Below are 20,279 nucleotides of genomic sequence, written 5' to 3'. Positions count from 1 at the left end.
TCAGAGCAGGTACGAAATGGAATTCATCGAAAAAATCCGCGAAGGGTATGCGGCGTTTGGCGCCTACCAAACCTGGTTCCGCGTCACAGGTGACCTCTGCAGCGGCCGCACGCCCCTGGTGGTTATCCACGGCGGCCCCGGGTGCACCCATGATTATGTTGATGCGTTCAAGGACGTCGCCGCCAGCGGCCACGCCGTGATCCATTACGACCAACTGGGCAACGGTCGCTCCACCCACCTGCCCGAAAAAAATCCGTCTTTCTGGACCGTGGGCCTGTTCCTGGAAGAACTGAACAACCTGCTGAATCATCTGCAAATCAGCGATAACTACGCGATCCTCGGCCAGTCCTGGGGCGGCATGCTTGGCAGTGAACACGCGATTTTGCAGCCTAAAGGCTTGCGTGCCTTCATCCCGGCCAACTCGCCGACGTGCATGCGCACCTGGGTCAGCGAAGCCAACCGCCTGCGCAAATTGTTGCCCGAAGGCGTGCATGAAACCCTGCTCAAGCATGAAGCCGCCGGTACCTACCATGACCCGGAATACCTCGCCGCCTCGCGAGTGTTCTATGACCATCACGTGTGCCGGGTCAACCCGTGGCCGGAAGAAGTGGCGCGCACGTTCGCCCAGGTCGACGCAGACCCGACGGTGTACCACGCGATGAGCGGCCCAACCGAGTTCCACGTGATCGGCAGCTTGAAGGACTGGAAATCCATTGGCCGCCTGTCGGCGATCAATGTACCCACTCTGGTCATTTCCGGTCGCCATGACGAGGCCACGCCGCTGGTGGTCAAACCGTTCCTGGATGAGATTGCCGATGTGCGCTGGGCGCTGTTTGAAGACTCCAGCCACATGCCCCATGTGGAAGAACGCCAGGCGTGCATGGGGACCGTGGTGAAGTTTTTGGACGAGGTGTGTTCAGCGCAGTACAAAGAACTCAAAGCTGGCTAAATCAATGTGGGAGCTGGCTTGCCTGCGATGACCATAGGTATCTACACATTTTTGAGGACTGTGTTAAACCTGTGGCGAGGGAGCTTGTTCCCGTGGCGACCTGATAGTCGATCGAGCCTTATCAGGTGTAAATCGATCACAGTGTGGGAGCGGGCTTGCTCGCGAAGGCTATGTGTCAGGCGCTAGAGTTTTTTGGTCGGGGAACATATCCATTGCTGCGGTAACGGCCTCCTAGGGTTCCGCTCTTACAGCGGGTCACTTTTGGAAGGACCCAAAAGTAACCAAAAGGTCCTCGCCCCACCACTCGGCACCTCGCCCAGGCTCGGTGTGCCAGAACGCAGGCTTGAATCCGTGGGCCGCCGCAATGGGCCATCCTTGGCCCAGTGCGGCTAACCGGGCGTCCTGCCGTGTTACCCACGGATTCAAGCCTGCGTTCGGCCAGCGTGGTTGACGGGGCGCCTGAGATCAAAATCACAAGCCAGATCAAAAGCCAAAGCGGCATCGCAGCCAAATTTGGGTATCGACCAATATTTGTGTAGATACCTATTCTGCGATGACGGCGGTGAATTCACCCTTGCTATCTATCGCAGGCAAGCCAGCTCCCACACTGCCCCCCTGTTCGGCGTCAGACCTCGGTGGTTTCTGTCTTCGGCGCTTTCCTCGCCACATCCGCCACCAACGGAATCTCCTTACCCTCGGCATCAAACAATTTGCCGCCCCTGAAATAGTCCCCTTCACGCAGTGATGACACATCTCGGGCGCTCAAACTGCGGTCTGTGCCTGCCACAAACACCGACTGCTGGTCCGAGTTACCAGCGGTGAAGTGGTTGAACGCCAGGTTCAGCAGGATCGCCATGATCGCCGACGAACTGATCCCCGAGTGAAAGATGGTCGCGAACCAGCTGGGGAATTGATCGTAAAAACTGGGCGCCGCGATGGGGATCATGCCAAAACCGATGGAGGTGGCAACAATGATCAGGTTCATGTTGTTGCGGTAGTCCACCTTGGACAAAGTGCGGATACCACTCGCCGCCACGGTACCGAACAACACAATCCCCGCCCCGCCCAGTACGGATGTCGGCACCGCCGCAATCACCCGTCCCATGAACGGCAACAAGCCGAGAATCACCAGAAACAGCCCGCCCGTGGCCACTACAAAACGGCTCTTCACCCCGGTAACCGCGACCAGACCGACGTTCTGGGCGAAGGCGCTCTGGGTGAACGAACCAAAGATCGGCGCGAACATACTCGACAACATATCGGCGCGCAGGCCGTTGCCCAAGCGTTTGGAATCGACCTTGGTGTCAATGATCTCACCCACCGCCAGGATGTCCGCCGAGGTCTCGACCAAGGTCACCATCACCACGATGCACATGGAGATGATCGCGGCCACATGGAAGGTAGGCATGCCGAAATGGAATGGCGCAGGGAAGCCGAACATCGGCCCCTGGGTCACCCCGGAGAAGTCAGCCATGCCGAGGAACACCGCGATCACCGTACCGATCACCATTGCCAGTAGGATCGACAAACGTGAAATGGTAGCGCTGCCGATTTTGCTCAGCAGCAACACCAGCACCAGGGTCAATGCCGCCAGGCCGATATTGGGCATGCTGCCGAAATCCGCAGCGCGACTGTTGCCGCCCATGGCCCAGCGCGCCGCGACCGGCATCAGGGTCAGGCCGATGGTGGTGATCACAATGCCCGTGACCAACGGCGGGAAAAACTTGGTAATCCGAGAGAACACCGGGGTTATCAGCAACCCGATAAGCGACGCGGCCATCACCGCCCCGAGAATCGCCGGTATCCCGCCGGCGCCATCACTGCCGACAATCGCCACCATGGTCGCCACGCCAGCAAACGACACGCCCTGCACCAGCGGCAACTGACACCCAAATAACGGCAGGCCCAAGGTCTGCAACAGCGTGGCCAGGCCACCGGCAAACAACGATGCGGCAATCAACAAGCCGATATCCGCCGGCGACAACCCGGCCGCCTGGCCGACGATCAACGGTACCGCGACGATGCCGCCGTACATGGTGAGTACATGTTGCAGGCCGTAAGCCATGTTAGCGGCGACGCCGAGATTCTCATCTTCTGGCCGCTGCGGTGACGCCTTCGGGTTAGTCATGGTGAGGGGTTCTCTGTTTTTGTTGTGCGGTCACTGTATGCAATGTCCGGACTGGATGTCCATAGAGTTGTATACAATCACCCGAACAAGTTACCCTCCGCCGGCGTTACAAAAACAATTCGGCCGTGATGAGCCAGAACGCCAAAGGACCCAGGACAATGAAAAAGGCATTACAGGGCGCCACCGTTGCACTCACCCTGCTCGGCGGCGGGGAGGCCGTCGCGGTGGAATGGATGAACAACAGCGTAGGGTTTCGCTACGGCCAGCAGTTCACCAATCCGAATAACCCCAACGAATTCAGCAAGCGCATCTACAGCTTCACCCACGCCAGCGGCTACCGATACGGCAGCAATTTCCTCAACCTCGATGTGTTCCTGTCCGACAGCCGCGACCCGCGCGAGGGCACTGATCATGGGGGGAGTGAGGTGTACGCGGTGTACCGCCACCAGCTGTACGCATCGCGGGTATTCGATGTGCCGCTGGGTACCGGCCTGGTCAAGGATTACGCGCTGACGTTGGGCTTCGATGCCAACCGCAACAACAATTTCGCTTCAGCAAAAAAACGCGCGCTGGTGATCGGCCCGACCTTGAAGTTCAACACCGTCGGTGTGCTGGACCTGAGCCTGATGTACTACAAGGAGAGGAACCACACCGGCATCCCCGGTGCGCAGGAGTCGAACCACACCTTCGACGATACCTACATGCTCAACCTGACCTGGATGCGACCGTTCGAGATCGCCAATCACGCGGCGAAATTCCAGGGCTTTATCAATTATGTCGGGGAAAAAGGTGAGGACTACCACGGCCGCGACACCGCGCCGGAAGCCCTGATGCGCACGGCGCTGATGGTGGCGGTGCGACCGGGTAAGAATGTGAAGCCAAACCTGTATCTCGGGGTGGGTTACGAGTACTGGCATAACAAGTTCGGCGTGGACGGCGGCCGGGGTAGCCGCACATCGACGCCGACGGTGAATCTGGAAATCACCTTTTAATCGCTGAAGGAATCCGATCAAGTGTGGGATCCGATTGTCACTTCAGGCTTGTGCCAGTGCCGAATTACCCTTTTTGGGCCGCGCCAACCAGTACCCCAACACCGCCAGCGGCGCGGTTGCCAGCATCACGATGGCGGTAATCAGGAGCGGCTGGTCGATCATCGATGACACGATCAAGCTGCCGAGAAAGCACAGACCCAGTTGCAGGGTGTTTTGCAGTGCCGCGGCTTTGCCGGAATTTTCCGCAAACGGCATCAGCGCATTCGCCACCACGATGGGGTAACTGGCACCGTTGACCAGGGCCATCAAGCAGAACGGCATCAGCAAGGTGGTCAGCGTCGGCACAGTCAAGGTGGCAACCAGGTACAGCGCCACCATGCTGATGCAATACGCCAGCAGCAACCATGGCAATAGCGTCTTGCCCTGAAAATGCTGCAGCGCGCTGCGGCAACTGTAGCCACCCACCAGAAACGCTAATGTGGGCAGCAGATAGCTCAGCCCGATGTCATTCGGGCTGTAGCCCATGTCGCCAAGGATGAAAGGCGAAGCCGTCAGCCAGGCGAAGAAGCTGGCCGAGCACGCGGCGAAGATCATGACGTTGCCGGTAAACACGCGAGAAGTCAGCAACTGCCCGTAGCCGAGGCGCGAAGGCTCGCTCTTCTCTGCCTGACGTTTCGGAGGGGTGCGCAGAAACAATGTCGGCAACAGCAACAACAGCGACACCCCCAGCAATACGCCGAAGATCGCCTGCCAGCCAAAGTGATTCAAAACCATTGCGCCCAACAGCGGCGCCAACGCCGGTGACAGCGACATCAGCGGCATGATGCTGGCGAACACGCGGTGAGCCTTGTCGGCCGGGTAACGGTCGATCACCAGAGCCTGCCAACTCACCGCGGCGGCACACACGCCAATCGCCTGCATAAAGCGCAGCGCCAGCAGTTGCGGCGCCGTCTCGACCCAGAACATGCCTGCGCAGCCCAGCACAAACAGGCTCAGGCCTGCGAGCAGGATCGGCTTGCGCCCCAACCGGTCCGACAGCGGCCCCCACAGCAACTGCCCCACCGCAAAGCCGGCGAGGAAAATACTCAAGCTGGCGCCCACTGCACCGGCGCCAATCTGCAACTGCTCGCCCATCGCGCCGAACGCTGGCAAATACATGTCCATGGCGAGATAACCGAGCATGCTCAGCCCCGCCAGATACCAAATGAAACCAAAAGAATTTTTCATTGAAGCCTTGTTAATCTTGCCATCAAACTATTTGCTGACTGGCACCCATTATGAAGCTGACAGTTTCTGTGTGAAGCGATAATAATTGGACATTCTTATCAATAAATTTGAAGGCAGCCGCTATGTGGTCCGAATACTCCCTGGATGTTGTGGATGCCGTGGCGCGCCATGGCAGCTTCAGCGCCGCGGCCCAGGAGTTACACCGGGTGCCGTCGGCCATCAGCTACACCGTGCGTCAGCTCGAGGAGTGGCTGGCGGTGCCACTGTTCGTGCGACGCCATCGGGATGTAGAACTGACACCTGCCGGCCGTTTATTTATAGACGAGGCCCGGAGCGTGATGAAAAAAATGCTCGGCACGCGGCGGCTGTGCCAGCAGGTGGCCAACGGCTGGAGCGGCCAACTGAAGGTGGCGGTGGATTCCATCGTCAAACCCCAGCGTTGCCGACAGTTGGTATTGGATTTCTATCGGCAGTTTCCCGAGGTGGAATTGCTGCTGGAATACGAGGTGTACAACGGTGTGTGGGATGCCCTGGCGGATGAGCGCACTGACATCGTGATCGGTGCCACCAGTGCAGTGCCAGTGGCCAGTCACTTCACTTTCCGCGACATGGGCTTGTTGAACTGGCTGTGCGTGGTCAGCGCGCGGCACCCGTTGGCGAGCGTCGAAGGGTTGCTGAGTGACGACCAACTGCGCCCCTTCGCCTCGCTGTGCATGACCGACACCTCACGCAACCTGCCCAAGCGCGACACGTGGACCCTGGATAACCAGCGGCGTCTGGTGGTGCCGAACTGGGCCTCGGCGATCGATTGCCTGCGCGATGGCCTGTGCGTTGGCATGGCGCCGGCGCATCAAGTGCTGCCGTGGATCGAACGGGGCGAGTTGGTGGCGCTGCAATTGAGCCGGCCGTTTCCGGCCAGCCCGTCGTGTGTGGCTTGGGCGCAGAGCAAACTGTCCCCGGCCATGGCGTGGTTGTTGGAGTACCTGGGAGATACTGAAACCATGAATCAGGAATGGCTCAATGGGCCTGACCCAGTAACCGGGTGATGGCGCGCACGATCATCTCGACTTCCTTGGCATCCAGGGTCAACGGCGGCAGCAGGCGAATGACCTTGCCCCGCGTCACGTTGATCAGCAGGCCGTGTTCCTGGGCCGCACGCAGAGCCAAGTCGCGGTAAGGACTGGCCAGCTCTATACCGATCATCAAACCCAGCCCGCGAATCGCCAGCACGTGCGAGTGCTCACTCAACTCCACCCGCAACCGCGCGAGCAAACGCTCACCCTGCTGCGCCGCGTTCTGCAGCAAGCCTTGCTCCTCGATAATGTCCAGCACCGTGCAACCCACCCGACACGCCAATGGGTTGCCGCCGAAGGTGCTGCCGTGACTGCCCGGTGTAAACAATTGCGCCACGGCGGACCGTGCCAGGCAGGCGCCGATGGGTACGCCATTGCCGAGACCTTTGGCCAGGGTCATCACGTCCGGGAAAATGCCTTCATGCTGGAAGGCAAACCAGGTGCCCGTGCGGCCGATGCCGGTCTGGATCTCATCCAGCATCATCAGCCAGCCGTGGCGTGTGCAGTGATCGCGCAGGGCTTTGAGGTAGCCAGGCGGCGGCGGCAGTACGCCACTTTCGCCCTGGATCGGCTCCAGCAGGACCGCCGCGATGCGCGTGCCAAACGCTTTTGTGACCGCCTCGATCGCGGCGATATCACCAAAGCTCACCTTGAGAAAGTCCCCCGGCAAACGCTGGAAGCCCAAGCGCAGCGATGGCCCATCGCTGGCGGCCATCGTGCCCAGCGTACGGCCATGAAAGGCATTTTCCATCACCACCACCAACGGCGCTTCGATGCCTTTTTTCCAGCCATGCAGCCGCGCCAACTTCAGCGCTGTTTCGTTAGCCTCGGCCCCGGAATTGTTGAAAAAGGCACGGTCCAGGCCAGACAACTGGGTGAGGCGCTGGGCCAGCTTCTGTTGCCAGCCAATGCTGTAGAGGTTGGATGTATGCAACAGCAAACCCGCTTGTTCGCTGATCGCCTTCACCAGCCTGGGGTGCGAGTGACCGACATTGGTCACCGCCACTCCGGCCACCGCATCGAGGTATTCGCGGCCCTGCTGGTCCCACAAGCGTGTGCCCAGGCCACGGGTAAAACTCAGGGCCAAGGGTTGGTAAGTGGTCATCAGGCAGGCGGCGGTCATGGTGCGGGCTCCAGTACTTCGTTGTGATGGCTGCAGTATCGTTAGCCACCTGGACTGGATAAACTGTGCATTCCTGCAATGACTTTAAACCAAGGCTTGATAATGGACCTGTTCCAGGCGATGTCGGTGTACGTTAAGGTGGTCGAGACCGGCAGCATGACCGCAGCGGCCCAGGCCTGCAGCATGTCGACCACCATGGTCGGCAACCACCTGCGAGCCCTGGAACAGCGACTGGGCGTCAGCCTGCTAAAGCGCACCACGCGCAAACAAAGCCTTACGGAATTTGGCGGGCAGTATTATCAGCGCTGTCTGGAAGTGTTGGGGCTGGTGGCCGACTCCGAGCAGCTCGCCGAGCAAGCCAACAGCGACATCCCCAAAGGCACCCTGCGCATCACCGCCCCACCCGTGTTCGGCACCGAACAACTTACACCGGCCTTGAGCGAATTTTCCCGACGCTACCCGCTGATCAACCTGTACGTGGTGCTGAGCAATGAGCGGATGGACCTGGTCGACAGCGGCTTCGATGTCGCGATCCGACTTGGCGAACTGGAAGCCTCCAGCCTGATCGCCAGGCCGATGCAGGCCTACACCCTAACGCTCTGCGCGTCACCGGCCTACCTGGCGCGACGTGGCACGCCGCAGACGCCCGATGACCTGCGCCAGCACGACTGCCTGGCGTTCGCCTACCCGGCAAGTGACAACTGGCGCGACACCGACAAACTGTGGCGCATGACCGGCGATGGCGTGGAGGTGGAGGTTCCGGTGTCCGGCTCGTTGACCATCAACAGCTCGCAAGGCTTGCGCCAGGCGGCTGTCAACGGCATGGGCATCATCATGCTGGCCGATGCACTGGTGCAGCCGGATCTGGAGAGTGGCAAGCTGGTGGCCTTGTTAACCACTTATCGACTGCCCAGCCGCCCGATGCACCTGCTCTACGGTCAGGACCGTTATCGCTTGCCCAAGTTACGCGCCTTCGTCGATTTCGCTATGGAAAAGTGGGCACGCTAGAAGCCCACGCCCAACTCACGCAATCGCGCGGCAGTGCGCTCAGCCGATACGTGGTGGATACCTTGCCAACCGAGGGCGACGGCCGCGTCGATATTGCCGGCGACATCATCGATAAACACCACTTCAGCCGGCTGGATATTCGGTAGGTGGGCCCGTACCTGGCTAAGGCTGGCATGGTAGATCGCTGCGTCAGGCTTGATCATCTTCAGTTCGCCGGACACCACAATGTCGCGAAAGTACTGCAGGAACGGGTAATTGGCCCGTGCATAGGGGAACGTCTCGGCGGACCAATTGGTGAGTCCGAACAGCGGCATATCAACATGGTGCAACGCCTTGAGGATCGCCACGCCTTCCGGTAGCGGGCCGCGCAGCATCTCGTGCCAACGGTCGTAATAGGCTTGGATCAAACGCTCATGATGCGGGTACTGCTCGATCAGGCTGCGGGTGCCTTCAGCCAGTGTGCGACCGGCATCTTGCTCGGTGTTCCAGGCCTGGGTGCAAATGTGCTCGAGAAACCATTGCCGTTCGTAATCGTCGGTAATCAACTTGCGGTACAGGTGCTGCGGGCTCCAATCGAACAGGACACCGCCGAAATCAAAAACCACTGCGCGAATTGTCATACGTCCCTCCCCTGAGTGTGATGCGCCAGTCTCGCATGCCAGCGAAACCACGCCGCACGTAAACAAGCGTAGGACAGCTCTGATAATTTCACGGGTCGCGCACAGCAAAAAAATGGCGGAACTGATAAAAACGGCCAAGGACAGTGGCTATCACGTGCCACTCAATCCACTTTGGGAGAGAGAAGTGGTCGGTATCAAGCGCTCTGGTTTCACCCATGCCCAAGAGCGGCTGGCGTCAGCCTTTCGCCAAGGCTGACGCTCTGTGCGCTTACAAACAGCAGCCTCATAACAGGGTTATCGAGGCTACTGTCTAAGCCGTCTTATGCCGAGATGAGACCGTTGATCTTCACGGTCGGATTGACGTCAGCGTCGTAGTCCACACCGTCGATTTCAAAGCCGAACAAGCGCAGGAATTCAGCCTTGTAGCCGGCAAAATCGCTGATCTCGTTAACGTTGTCGTCGGTGACCTGGTTCCACAGTGCAGCGACGGCGTCCTGGACTTTAGGTTCGAGCTCGGCAAGGTCGGCACGCAGGCGGCCGTCTGCGTCGAGTTTCGGCTGGCTGCCGTACAGGCTGTCCTTGAACAGACCGTATACTTGTTCGATGCAACCTTCGTGGGTGCCCTGCTCTTTCATCACTTTGAACAGTAACGACAGGTACAGCGGCATGATCGGGATTGCCGAGCTGGCCTGGGTCACCACAGCCTTGAGCACCGACACACGGGCGTCGCCCTTGAGTGCCGCAAGGTTGTCGCGCAGGGTCAGGACTTTTTTATCCAGGTCTTTCTTGGCTTCGCCGATGGAGCCGTTCCAGTAGATATCCTGGGTCAGCTTCTCGCCGAGGTAGGTGAACGCGGTGGTCTTGGCGCCTTCGGCAAGGACGTCGGCGTCACGCAGGGCGTCGATCCACAGCTGCCAGTCTTCGCCACCCATCACTTTGACGGTGCCGTCGATTTCTTCCTGGGTCGCAGGCTCCAGGGTGGTGTCGACCACGACGCCCTTGTCGGTGTTGATACCGCGCAGGGTCACGGCCTTGCCAATCGGCTTGAGGGTGGAAGTGTGCACCACGCCTTGCGGGTCGGTACGGCGTGGCGCGGCCAGGCTGTAGACGACCAGGTCGATCTTACCGAGGTCTTTCTTGATGGTTTCGATGGTCAGGCGCTTGATCTCGTTGGAGAACGCGTCGCCGTTGATGCTCTTGGCGTACAGGCCTTTTTCGACAGCGAACTTCTCAAACGCGGCACTGTTGTACCAGCCAGCGGAGCTCAGCTTGCCTTCTTCGCCTTCTTTTTCAAAAAACACGCCCAGGGTGTCGGCGCCGCAGCCAAACGCAGCACTGATACGCGCGGCCAGGCCATAGCCGGTGGATGCGCCGAGAACCAGCACCTTCTTCGGGCCGCCTTCGATGGCGCCGTGCTCAGTGACGTAGTCAATCTGTTCCTTGACGTTCGCTTCACAGCCTACAGGGTGAGCGGTCACACAGATAAAGCCACGAACCCGCGGTTTGATGATCATAAAATTTCTGCCTCTTCCAAGGTGCCGAAGGCCAGTGGTGGCCATTCAACTTCAATCGTACCGGTCTATGACGTCCGAAAAACCGAAGCGTCACGATAGTCGCAAATCTTCCGTTTACAAAATCCAATCCACACAGTGCAGCCAGGGTTAAAAACTGTGTAGAGCCTTAACAATTTCGCACTATTTAAAACGCCAACAGACGCCGAACGCCTTATCATGACGCAGCTGTTTCGATATGTGTCAAACACCCACCACTCGCGGCCACGGATCCGGACCTGTCGAATGGCGTCGTGCTGGATCTGAGTTAGATGAACAAGCCTGCTTTGCGTAAAAAGGCAGTATCGGTCGCCTGGGTATTCGGCGTGCTGCTGATTATTGATATTTTCCCCGAGACCACCCTGGTATTTCTCGGCCTGGTAGTGATCTGCGGCCTTTACGATTTACTGCGTAATGGCTTGTATGACGCGCCCTCGATGACACGGTAATGCATGCGTCTTTCAACAAAAACGATGCAAAGCGTTACTGCCTGCTTATCGATATTCTGCGGCCGACCCCGCTGCCCTTGGTTCTCAATGCGGTAATCGCTGGATTTGCCGGGATGGTCTTTACCCTGCGTCGGGTTTTCTACAAAAACTGGAAGCTGATTCAGTAAGTTCTGCGGCATTATGGTGCTGGACGGTGTTTGCGCTTGGCCTCGCGCCTGAGGTAAACATCCGTCTCGTGCGTTCGAATTCGGCGCCCACCATTCTCAAGCCATCGCGGCCCTGTGCGGGTGCGGTGGCTGTGCTTTCAAGGATTAAGAATGCCCCAACGTCAAGTCATCAATGCTTCCGTCAGCCCCAAGGGCAGCCTCGAAACCCTGTCCCAACGTGAAGTGCAGCAACTGAGCGAAGCCGGTTCCGGTAGCATCTACACCCTGTTCCGACAGTGCGCCCTGGCTATCCTCAACACTGGCGCGCACATCGACAACGCCAAGACCATTCTCGACGCCTACAAGGATTTTGAGGTTCGTATCCACCAGCAGGACCGCGGTGTTCGCCTGGAATTGCTGAATGCCCCTGCCGACGCATTCGTCGATGGCGAAATGATCGCCAGCACCCGCGAAATGCTGTTCAGCGCCCTGCGTGACATCGTCTATACCGAGAATGAACTGGACAGCCAGCGCATCGACCTGAGCAATTCCCAGGGCATCACCGATTACGTATTCCACCTGCTGCGCAACGCCCGTACGCTGCGCCCGGGTGTCGAGCCGAAAATTGTAGTGTGCTGGGGCGGGCACTCGATCAATACCGAAGAATACAAATACACCAAGAAGGTCGGCCACGAGCTGGGCCTGCGCAGCCTCGACGTGTGCACCGGCTGCGGCCCTGGCGTGATGAAAGGCCCGATGAAAGGCGCGACCATTGCCCATGCCAAGCAACGCATCACCGGCGGGCGCTATCTGGGGCTGACCGAGCCGGGCATCATCGCCGCCGAAGCGCCGAACCCGATCGTCAATGAGCTGGTGATCCTGCCGGATATCGAAAAGCGCCTGGAAGCCTTCGTCCGTGTAGGCCACGGCATCATCATCTTCCCGGGCGGCGCCGGCACGGCCGAAGAGTTCCTGTACCTGCTGGGCATCCTGATGCACCCGGACAACCGCGACCTGCCGTTCCCGGTCATCCTCACCGGGCCAAAAGACGCGGCCCCGTACCTGCAACAACTGCACGCATTTGTCGGCGCCACCCTGGGCGAGGCCGCCCAGGCGCACTACCAGATCATCATCGACGACCCGGCCGAAGTGGCCCGCCAGATGACCATTGGCCTCAAGGCGGTGAAGCAGTTCCGTCGCGAACGTAACGACGCCTTCCACTTCAACTGGCTGCTGAAAATCGATGAGGGCTTCCAGCGCCCGTTCGACCCGACCCACGAAAACATGGCCAGCCTTCAGTTGAGCCACTCGCTGCCACCCCACGAACTCGCCGCCAATTTGCGCCGTGCTTTCTCGGGAATCGTGGCGGGTAACGTGAAAGACAAGGGCATCCGTCTGATCGAGCAGAACGGCCCTTATGAGATCCATGGCGACCCGGCCATCATGAAACCGCTGGACGAATTGTTGAAGGCGTTTGTAGCCCAACACCGTATGAAGCTACCAGGCGGTGCGGCGTATGTGCCGTGCTATCGCGTGGCGCAGTAAACCGCCGGTTTCAGTCATAAGTTGTAGCGCTTTAAGGGCTTTTTGGAGCGTGCAGGTGGCGTGAGTCGGGCTAAGGTTTTTACGTGTCCCGACTCACACACACCAGGGAGCAACCTATGGACCAACGGATCTTGTCCACCATCAATCCTTAACCTAAGGTGAGGAGCATCACGATGGAGATCTTCAACATGGCCACCGCCACACTTACTTCGAAAGGGCAAATCACCATTCCCGTTCAGGTCAGAACCGCCCTGGGTCTGGAAACAGGAGACCGCGTTGAATTCGTTGAAATGGAGGACGGTAAATTTTCCATCATGGCAGCGAGCAACACCGTACACGACCTCAAAGGCCTGATCCGAAAACCCGTCAACGCCGTCTCACTGGATGAAATGAACCGCGCCATCGCGGCACAAGGAGCGAAAGCTGGATGATCGCGCTGGATACCAATGAGCTGGTGCGCTACGTCACCCAGAATGATCCCGTCCAATCGCCCAAGGCATCCGAGCTGATCTAATCGCTCACCACCTTTTCACCAGGTTTTGTCAGTTTGGTGTCCGTGGTGGAACTGGTGTGGGTTTTACAAAGTTGTTACCCGTCAGCCAAGAGTGATGTGGTAACTGTTCTGGAAACGCTGTTGCGCACCCGTGAGTTGACCATTGAGCACGCTGAGATCATCTGGCAGGCCGTGCGACGTTTCACGGCGAGCAAGGCCGATTTTGCGGACTGCCTGATAGAACGCTGTGCCCATGCCGCTGGCTGCGAATATACCGCCACCTTTGATCTGAAGGCTGCGAAGGCGGCAGGCATGAAGCGACTGACCTGAGGCTTGCCGTTGCAGCGGCACTCAGGTCAAAGCGAACGCTATAAAGAGCCGGGCACCGAACAACTAAGCTCGGCGCTGTTGCGCGAGGTTCGGCTGCCAGGCACCAGGACGCCGATCCAGCCAAGGCTCAGCGAACCCAACCACCGCCCTGCCAGTGATACCCATCATTACGTTGCACCCAGTGTGGATGCACATAGCGGTAACCCTCGCGTACCGGCTCCCAATGACCATGTACCGCGACGTAGCGCCCACCTTCCCAGCGCCAGTAACCACGTGACCATACATAGCCGTAGCGCACGGGCGGTTCGACCTCGACCACCTGCACCGGCGGCGGTTGCGGCGCAACGACTTCCACATACTCACGTTGAACCGGCCTGCGCTCATGCACCACGCGCTCTTGCACACACCCGGATGCGGCGACAACCATGGCCGCCAATGCGGCATAACGTAGCAACATATATACCCCTCGGGCGCTGACGCCCAAACACCTGCAAAATTGAAAATGCCCCCTTTTCCAGCCGCTCTCCTGATCGGCCATGGGTATTTTTTAACAGGTAGTGTCTGTCAGGTTGCTGAACCTGAGGATGTTGCGCTTATCAGCGCAGACGAAAGGCACAGTGCGCATTTACCCCCCTGAAGTCGGGCCAAAACGCCCCAGCACAGCCTCGACAAAACCTCGCAACTTAGCAGTACGTTGCCGATTCGCGGTGTAGACCAAATGCATGGCCCGGCTGGGCGCGTCAAAGTCCGGCAGCACCCGCACCAAGTCGCCCCTCGCTAACGCCGTACGCAGGAAGTCTTCCGGACCGAGCACAATGCCGAAACCATCCAGGGCGGCCGACATCAACGCCCTGCTTTCGTTGATCTGCAAGCGGCTGCTTACCTGCACGTTGTGCGGCACCGCGCCTTCGTAAAACACCCATTTAGCCACTTCATACCTTCACTGGAGCAAGCACATGAAGATTGGCGTGATTGGAGCAGGTTTTATCGGGCGTGCCCTGGCGCAGTTGGCACTGGCGGCCGGGCACGAAGTGATGTTGAGCAATTCCCGTGGCCCACAAACCATGAGCAGTGTGCTGAGCGGCATACTTGGCGTAAAAGTGGGCAGTGCAGACGATGCCGCACAATTTGGCGATGTGGTACTCGTGGCGATTCCCCTGGAACATTACCGCAGCGTACCTGCGCAGTGGTTAGAGGGTAAAACGGTGATGGACGCCAACAATTACTATCCCGACCGCGACGGGCATATCCCGGAACTGGACCGTTTTGAAACCACCACCAGCCGGCTGCTTGCTGACCATTTGCCGCACTCACATGTAGTGAAAGTGTTCAATGCGATCTTTGCGCCGGACCTGACGCAAGATGCCCGCCCTCACGGTGCACCTGACCGCCGCGCACTGCCGGTGGCAGCGGATGACGCGACGGCCAAGGCACGCGTGATCACGTTGCTCGATGAGCTGGGTTTCGATGCCATAGACGCAGGTGGGCTGGACGAAAGCTGGCGGTTTGAGCGAGCCAAGCCTGCTTATTGCATCCCGCTGGACCAGGCTGGTTTAAAGGCAGCGTTAGCGGCGGCCGAACGTACGGTTGAACTGCCTGCGGTCGAGCGAACCCAGCGCCACCCATAAACACCCGACCACAAAAAAGCCCGCTGACCGTAACCGGTTCAGCGGGCTTTTTCTTAGCCGTTACTTACAGCGCCAGGTCAGACGCTGGCTTGCTCGGCTCAGCCGCAGGCTTGGCAGCCTCGGTCGCCTTTGGAGCAGCCGCTTGCGGAATCACAGGCGGTGTAGGCAGTTGCAGGACACCGGCGGTGTAGGCCCATTCCTTGGCAACCGCTTCTGGGCTGTCGTTCAGCTTGGTGCCGTAGCTCGGTACGATCTGGTGCAGTTTGGCCTGCCACTCAGGGGTCGCAACCTTGTCCTTGAACACTTTCTGCAGCACGGTCAGCATGATCGGAGCCGCGGTCGACGCGCCTGGCGATGCGCCCAACAGGCCCGCGATGGTGTTGTCGGCAGAGCTGACCACTTCGGTTCCGAGTTTCAGGACGCCGCCCAGCTCTTCGTCACGCTTGATGATCTGCACGCGCTGGCCGGCCTGCCACAGGCGCCAGTCGGATTGCTTGGCGTTCGGGAAGTACTCTTGCAGCGCCTTGAAGCGGTCGTCATCCGACAGCATCAGTTGACCAGCGAGGTACTCGACCAGCGGGTATTCACGAATACCGACTTTGGTCATGGGCCAGATGTTGTGGGTGGTGGTGCTGGTCAGCAGGTCCAGGTACGAGCCTTCTTTGAGGAACTTGGTGGAGAAGGTCGCGAATGGGCCAAACAGGATGACGCGCTTGCCATCCAGCACGCGGGTGTCCAAGTGCGGAACCGACATCGGTGGCGCGCCAACCGAAGCCTTACCGTAGGCCTTGGCCATGTGCTGCTCGGCGATGGCCGTGTTATCGGTCACCAGGAACGAGCCGCCCACCGGAAAGCCCGCGTATTCCTTGGCTTCAGGAATGCCCGACTTTTGCAGCAGGTGCAGTGCACCGCCGCCGGCGCCGATGAACACGAACTTGGCGTCGGTTTCAGTCTTGGTGCCGTCTTTCAGGTTTTTGTAGCTCACACGCCACGAACCGTCGGCGTTCTTGGTGATGTCCTGCACTTCGCTCGACAGTTTCAAGTCAAACTTCGGCGTGGTTTGCAGGTGGGCGACGAACTGGCGGGTGATCTCGCCGAAGTTCATGTCGGTACCCAGCGGGCTCCAGGTGGCCGCGATTTTCTGGTTCGGGTCACGCCCTTCCATCATCAACGGAACCCACTTGGCGATCTGCGCCGGGTCTTCGGAGTACTGCATACCGGCGAACAGCGGGCTCGCTTGCAGGGCTTCGTAGCGTTTTTTCAGGAACTTGATGTTGTCATCGCCCCACACAAAGCTCATGTGCGGTGTGGAGTTGATGAACGAACGCGGGTTCTTCAGCACGCCCTGCTGGACCTGCCAGGACCAGAACTGACGGGAGATCTGGAACGCTTCGTTGATCTCGACCGCTTTCGGGATCTGAACGACGCCGCTGCTGTCTTCCGGGGTGTAGTTCAGCTCAGCCAGGGCCGAGTGACCGGTACCGGCGTTGTTCCAGCCGTTGGAGCTTTCTTCGGCAACGCCATCAAGGCGCTCGACCATTTCCATCGACCAGCCCGGCTCCAGCTCATTGAGCCATACACCCAGGGTCGCACTCATGATGCCGCCGCCGATCAGCAGCACATCGACTTTCTTTGCCTCTTCCGCGTGAACGGACGTGATCCCCATCGACAAAGCCAGCCCCAGCAGGGCAGTGTTTACTTTTTTAAACATCAGTAGCACCTATGATAAAACGCCATCCGCCCTACCGCCCCTGAGTCTTCAAGGTCGCAGGGTGGGCACACAAGGCCGACGTATCGACCTCACTTTTAGTCCCTTCTGCGCTGACTTCTTATCATTATTGGCTTCAGCTACCTGGGCGACAGCCAATCACTGGGACGTATACGGATGTACGTACCCAGGAAAGGCTAGACCAGGACGGCGCGCAGAATATCACGGCAAACAGCGTTTATGCGCCGTTTGGCCAATTGACAGCTCTAAATCGAGGGTTTTAACGCAGCGGTGTCAAGCGTGGCAGGCGCGACGTGGAGTCACAGGGCAGGAACTCTCACGCAAACGGCTGTTCTAGACACCTTTGTCGCTGCTTGCGTAGCATCGGCGGCTGTCCTTCGTGCGTTCCATCCAAACAGAGTTACCCATGACTATCCAGCAAACACACGGGCACGTGCTACCCGCGCGCAGCGCCGCCAAAATGGAAGCTGCCATGGCCGTGGGCGCTTTCGCTATCGGTACTGGCGAATTCGCCATCATGGGCCTGATGCCGGACATCGCCCACAACCTGAACCTCAGCGAACCGCAAGTCGGTCACGCCATCAGCGCCTACGCCCTCGGCGTGATGGTCGGCGCGCCACTCCTCGCCATCCTCGGCGCTAAATTGCTGCGCAAACACATGTTGCTGTTGCTGATGGGCCTGTACGCCTTGGGCAACCTCGCCACGGCCTTCACCCCGACCTTCGGCTCACTGATCGCCTTCCGCTTTATCAGCGGCCTGCCCCACGGCGCCTACTTCGGCATTGCCGCCGTGGTGGCTTCAAGCATGGTGCCCAACGACAAACGCGCCGGCGCAGTCGCCCGCGTAATGATGGGCCTGACCCTCGCCATGCTGCTGGGCAACCCCATCGCCACCTTTCTCGGCCAACACCTGGGCTGGCGCTCCGCGTTCGCGCTGGTCAGCGTGATCGCCCTATGCACCATCGCGCTGGTCTGGCAATTCGTCCCCCACCGCCACGACGAACAACGCAGCGACCCGCGCAAAGAATTGCGCGCGTTTACCAAACCCCAGGTGTGGATGGCCTTGTCCATTGGCGCCATTGGTTTTGCCGGGATGTTCTGCGTATTCAGCTACCTGGCGCCAACCATGCTCGAAGTGACCAAAGTATCGCCGCAGTGGATCCCCTTCGGCCTCGCCGCATTTGGCGTGGGCGGCATCATCGGCAACATCGCCGGCGGCAAGCTGTTCGACCGCATGCAGTTTCGGGCGGTGGGTTTGATATTGGTTTGGTCGATGGCCGTGCTGCTGTTCTTCCCCTTCGCGGCGTCCTCGCTATGGGGCGTCCTGCTGAGCATGGGCCTCATCGGCACCATGGTGGCCCTGGCTGCGCCGCTGCAAATCCGCCTGATGGACATCGCGCACGAAGCCCCGAGCCTGGCGGCGGCGTCCAACCATGCGGCGTTCAACCTGGCGAATGCACTGGGGCCGTGGTTGGGTGGGATGGCGATTACGGCTGGGTTGGGGTGGACGAGCACCGGGTATATCGGCGCGGTCACAGCGTTGGTCGGACTGGGAATCTACCTGGTCGCTCGGCGCATGCAGGGTGGGCACTGAGCCGTACAGCATCCTACAAAAGGATATTTTCTATTCCGCCATGGGTGTCATGGCAGCCCATTCCGTTGTCCTGAAAGACACTCCTCCCAAGCCAGGTGGAAGTGACCCTGTTCTTTATATCGCTCGCACCACTGCGACCACGGCAGCGCTGGCTGCGGGTAACACGCTAAAGGCATTCAATACCCTGGATGAAATCAAAACGTCCCCCACTAAGAACACCAAAAAGTACGCATTCCGAGGTGCCTTTTTAGGGCTGATACTCGGAAGCGTCTTTGTACTCGGCAGGTTTTTTATTCGGCAGAATGGATATCGGGGTCAGACCACGATATCTAACATTGGATATCGGGGTCAGACCACGATATCTAACGTACTGGCCTCCCTCCGGTCCCGACACATTCCACACGAAGCACTGTGCAACGCGAGTTGGTGAGAAGCGCACAAGCCCCTCCCACACCCTAGACCCATCCCTGATAAACTGCGCCCCATTCGCCTCGTTGACTCAGATTCCCAATGCCACTACAAACAGCTCCCCTCTCCCGCCGCTTCTCCGTTGCCCCCATGATGGATTGGACGGACCACCATTGCCGGTACTTCCTGCGCCTGCTCTCCAAACACGCGCTGCTCTACACCGAAATGGTCACCACCGGCGCGATCCTGCACGGCGATCACGAGCGCTTCCTGCGTCACAACGAAGCGGAGCACCCACTTGCGCTGCAATTGGGTGGCAGCGTGCCTGCCGATCTGGCGGCGTGCGCGCGCATGGCCGAGGCTGCGGGGTATGACGAAGTAAACCTGAACGTCGGCTGCCCCAGCGACCGGGTGCAGAACAATATGATCGGCGCAATTCTGATGGCGCACCCTGCCCTGGTAGCCGATTGCGTGAAGGCAATGCGCGATGCGGTGTCGATCCCGGTAACGGTGAAGCACCGCATCGGGATCAACGGACGGGACAGTTATGCCGAGCTGTGTGATTTCGTCGGCCAGGTGAAAGAGGCGGGCTGCACCAGTTTTACCGTGCATGCGCGGATTGCGATTCTGGAGGGGTTGTCGCCGAAAGAGAATCGCGACATTCCGCCGTTGCGCTATGACGTAGCGGCGCAGTTGAAACGGGACTTTCCGGAGTTGGAGATTATTCTCAACGGCGGGATCAAGACGTTGGAGCAGTGCCATGAGCATTTACAGACGTTTGATGGCGTGATGCTGGGGCGGGAGGCTTATCACAATCCTTATCTGCTGGCGGAGGTGGATCAGCAGTTGTTTGGCAGTGAAGCGCCGGTGATTAGCCGGGCGCAGGCGTTGGCGCAGTTGCGGCCTTATATCGATGAGCATTTGGCGACCGGCGGGACGATGCATCACATTACGCGGCATGTGTTGGGGTTGGGCACGGGTTTCCCGGGGGCTCGCAGGTTCAGGCAGTTGCTGTCGGTGGATATTCATAAGGCGAGTGATCCGTTGGCGTTGTTGGATCAGGCCGCAGAGCTGTTGGAAGGACGGTGATGAGGGTGTAGCAGTCGGGGCAGGAGGTGACTGGACTGACGCTTTCGCGAGCAAGCCCTCCCCCACAGTTGGATTAGCTTACCTCTGGTAGATATCGGCGGCTGTGGTGCCGCTATCGCAGGCAAGCCGGCTCCGACATTTTATCGTGGTGTTCATGCGCTACTTCGGTTGAACCTGCTGGCCGTTTTGGCCTCCTAT

At 59.2% G+C, this 20,279-nt stretch carries 17 protein-coding genes and 3 pseudogenes; 12 read left to right on the top strand and 8 right to left on the bottom strand.

The genetic code is table 11. The features are described from left to right. The first annotated feature begins 16 nt into the window (after nt 1–16). Nucleotides 17–949, top strand: coding sequence for a proline iminopeptidase-family hydrolase (locus AACY44_RS00800; protein ID WP_339414835.1), 933 nt, complete (start codon nt 17–19; stop codon nt 947–949). Nucleotides 950–1,574: 625 nt separating this feature from the next. Here the strand turns inward: AACY44_RS00800 and AACY44_RS00795 are convergent. Next, entirely contained in the window at nt 1,575–3,077 is a 1,503-nt protein-coding gene (locus AACY44_RS00795; protein ID WP_339428398.1) for a nucleobase:cation symporter-2 family protein, read from the bottom strand. Nucleotides 3,078–3,235: 158 nt separating this feature from the next. On the opposite strand from AACY44_RS00795, the gene AACY44_RS00790 reads away from it, so the two are divergent. Next, nucleotides 3,236–4,069 (top strand): nucleoside-binding protein, encoded by an 834-nt coding sequence (locus AACY44_RS00790; RefSeq protein ID WP_339529630.1) that lies wholly within the window; start codon nt 3,236–3,238, stop codon nt 4,067–4,069. 42 nt (nt 4,070–4,111) lie between these two features. Here the strand turns inward: AACY44_RS00790 and punC are convergent, their stop codons facing one another. Then, a complete protein-coding gene (gene punC, locus AACY44_RS00785; RefSeq protein WP_339438672.1) occupies nt 4,112–5,296 on the bottom strand; it encodes a purine nucleoside transporter PunC in 1,185 nt (394 codons plus the stop codon). A gap of 122 nt (nt 5,297–5,418) precedes the next feature. Here punC and punR point away from each other — a divergent pair, with 122 nt between their 5' ends. After that, a complete protein-coding gene (gene punR / locus AACY44_RS00780) occupies nt 5,419–6,342 on the top strand; it encodes a DNA-binding transcriptional activator PunR (RefSeq protein ID WP_339414839.1) in 924 nt (307 codons plus the stop codon). Here the strand turns inward: punR and AACY44_RS00775 are convergent. Next, a complete protein-coding gene (locus tag AACY44_RS00775) occupies nt 6,314–7,492 on the bottom strand; it encodes an aspartate aminotransferase family protein (protein ID WP_339529629.1) in 1,179 nt (392 codons plus the stop codon). The genes punR and AACY44_RS00775 overlap by 29 nt on opposite strands. A gap of 102 nt (nt 7,493–7,594) precedes the next feature. On the opposite strand from AACY44_RS00775, the gene AACY44_RS00770 reads away from it, so the two are divergent. Further along, nucleotides 7,595–8,500: a LysR family transcriptional regulator gene (locus AACY44_RS00770; RefSeq protein WP_339529627.1), complete on the top strand. Its 906-nt coding sequence runs from the start codon at nt 7,595–7,597 to the stop codon at nt 8,498–8,500. Here AACY44_RS00770 and AACY44_RS00765 read toward each other — a convergent pair. Both AACY44_RS00765 and fabV read right to left on the bottom strand, forming a co-directional pair. Then, nucleotides 8,497–9,120, bottom strand: a complete 624-nt coding sequence (locus AACY44_RS00765) for an HAD family hydrolase (RefSeq protein WP_339414842.1) — start codon at nt 9,118–9,120, stop codon at nt 8,497–8,499. The genes AACY44_RS00770 and AACY44_RS00765 overlap by 4 nt on opposite strands. Nucleotides 9,121–9,440: 320 nt before the next feature. After that, nucleotides 9,441–10,634, bottom strand: coding sequence for an enoyl-ACP reductase FabV (fabV, locus tag AACY44_RS00760; RefSeq protein WP_065874890.1), 1,194 nt, complete (start codon nt 10,632–10,634; stop codon nt 9,441–9,443). A gap of 308 nt (nt 10,635–10,942) precedes the next feature. Between fabV and AACY44_RS27585 the strand changes: the two genes are divergently transcribed. From AACY44_RS27585 to AACY44_RS00740, 5 genes and pseudogenes are all read left to right on the top strand, one after another. Next, a complete protein-coding gene (locus tag AACY44_RS27585) occupies nt 10,943–11,119 on the top strand; it encodes a hypothetical protein (protein WP_370467911.1) in 177 nt (58 codons plus the stop codon). Beyond that, nucleotides 11,107–11,286: pseudogene (locus AACY44_RS27580) on the top strand (aspartyl/asparaginyl beta-hydroxylase domain-containing protein); the annotation flags it as partial. The gene AACY44_RS27585 and the pseudogene AACY44_RS27580, both read left to right, overlap by 13 nt. 150 nt (nt 11,287–11,436) lie before the next feature. Further along, nucleotides 11,437–12,810, top strand: a complete 1,374-nt coding sequence (ppnN, locus tag AACY44_RS00750) for a nucleotide 5'-monophosphate nucleosidase PpnN (RefSeq protein ID WP_339414844.1) — start codon at nt 11,437–11,439, stop codon at nt 12,808–12,810. Between the two features lie 173 nt (nt 12,811–12,983). After that, entirely contained in the window at nt 12,984–13,241 is a 258-nt protein-coding gene (locus AACY44_RS00745; RefSeq protein ID WP_339529625.1) for an AbrB/MazE/SpoVT family DNA-binding domain-containing protein, read from the top strand. Next, nucleotides 13,238–13,633 (top strand): annotated as a pseudogene (locus tag AACY44_RS00740) (PIN domain-containing protein). The gene AACY44_RS00745 and the pseudogene AACY44_RS00740 overlap by 4 nt, the downstream one beginning before the upstream one ends. A 127-nt stretch (nt 13,634–13,760) precedes the next feature. On the opposite strand, the gene AACY44_RS00735 reads toward AACY44_RS00740, so the two are convergent. Both AACY44_RS00735 and AACY44_RS00730 read right to left on the bottom strand, forming a co-directional pair. Next, nucleotides 13,761–14,090 (bottom strand): hypothetical protein, encoded by a 330-nt coding sequence (locus tag AACY44_RS00735; RefSeq protein ID WP_339414846.1) that lies wholly within the window; start codon nt 14,088–14,090, stop codon nt 13,761–13,763. Between the two features lie 168 nt (nt 14,091–14,258). Continuing rightward, nucleotides 14,259–14,558, bottom strand: a pseudogene (locus tag AACY44_RS00730) (LysR substrate-binding domain-containing protein); the annotation flags it as partial. 31 nt (nt 14,559–14,589) lie between these two features. Here AACY44_RS00730 and AACY44_RS00725 point away from each other — a divergent pair. Then, complete coding sequence (locus AACY44_RS00725; protein ID WP_339428393.1) at nt 14,590–15,261, top strand: NADPH-dependent F420 reductase; 672 nt, start codon at nt 14,590–14,592, stop codon at nt 15,259–15,261. Between the two features lie 64 nt (nt 15,262–15,325). Here the strand turns inward: AACY44_RS00725 and mqo are convergent, their stop codons facing one another. Continuing rightward, nucleotides 15,326–16,972 (bottom strand): malate dehydrogenase (quinone), encoded by a 1,647-nt coding sequence (gene mqo, locus AACY44_RS00720; protein ID WP_339414848.1) that lies wholly within the window; start codon nt 16,970–16,972, stop codon nt 15,326–15,328. 424 nt (nt 16,973–17,396) lie between these two features. Between mqo and AACY44_RS00715 the strand changes: the two genes are divergently transcribed. Both AACY44_RS00715 and dusA read left to right on the top strand, forming a co-directional pair. After that, nucleotides 17,397–18,584, top strand: coding sequence for an MFS transporter (locus tag AACY44_RS00715; RefSeq protein WP_339529624.1), 1,188 nt, complete (start codon nt 17,397–17,399; stop codon nt 18,582–18,584). Between the two features lie 510 nt (nt 18,585–19,094). Continuing rightward, nucleotides 19,095–20,081: a tRNA dihydrouridine(20/20a) synthase DusA gene (dusA, locus tag AACY44_RS00710; protein ID WP_339529623.1), complete on the top strand. Its 987-nt coding sequence runs from the start codon at nt 19,095–19,097 to the stop codon at nt 20,079–20,081. The last annotated feature ends 198 nt before the right edge of the window (nt 20,082–20,279 follow it).

Origin of the sequence: Pseudomonas sp. RA_15y_Pfl1_P11 (assembly GCF_963970975.1) — a bacterium.
Lineage (GTDB): Bacteria > Pseudomonadota > Gammaproteobacteria > Pseudomonadales > Pseudomonadaceae > Aquipseudomonas > Aquipseudomonas tritici.
This window is presented reverse-complemented; position numbering and strand designations above follow the sequence as displayed.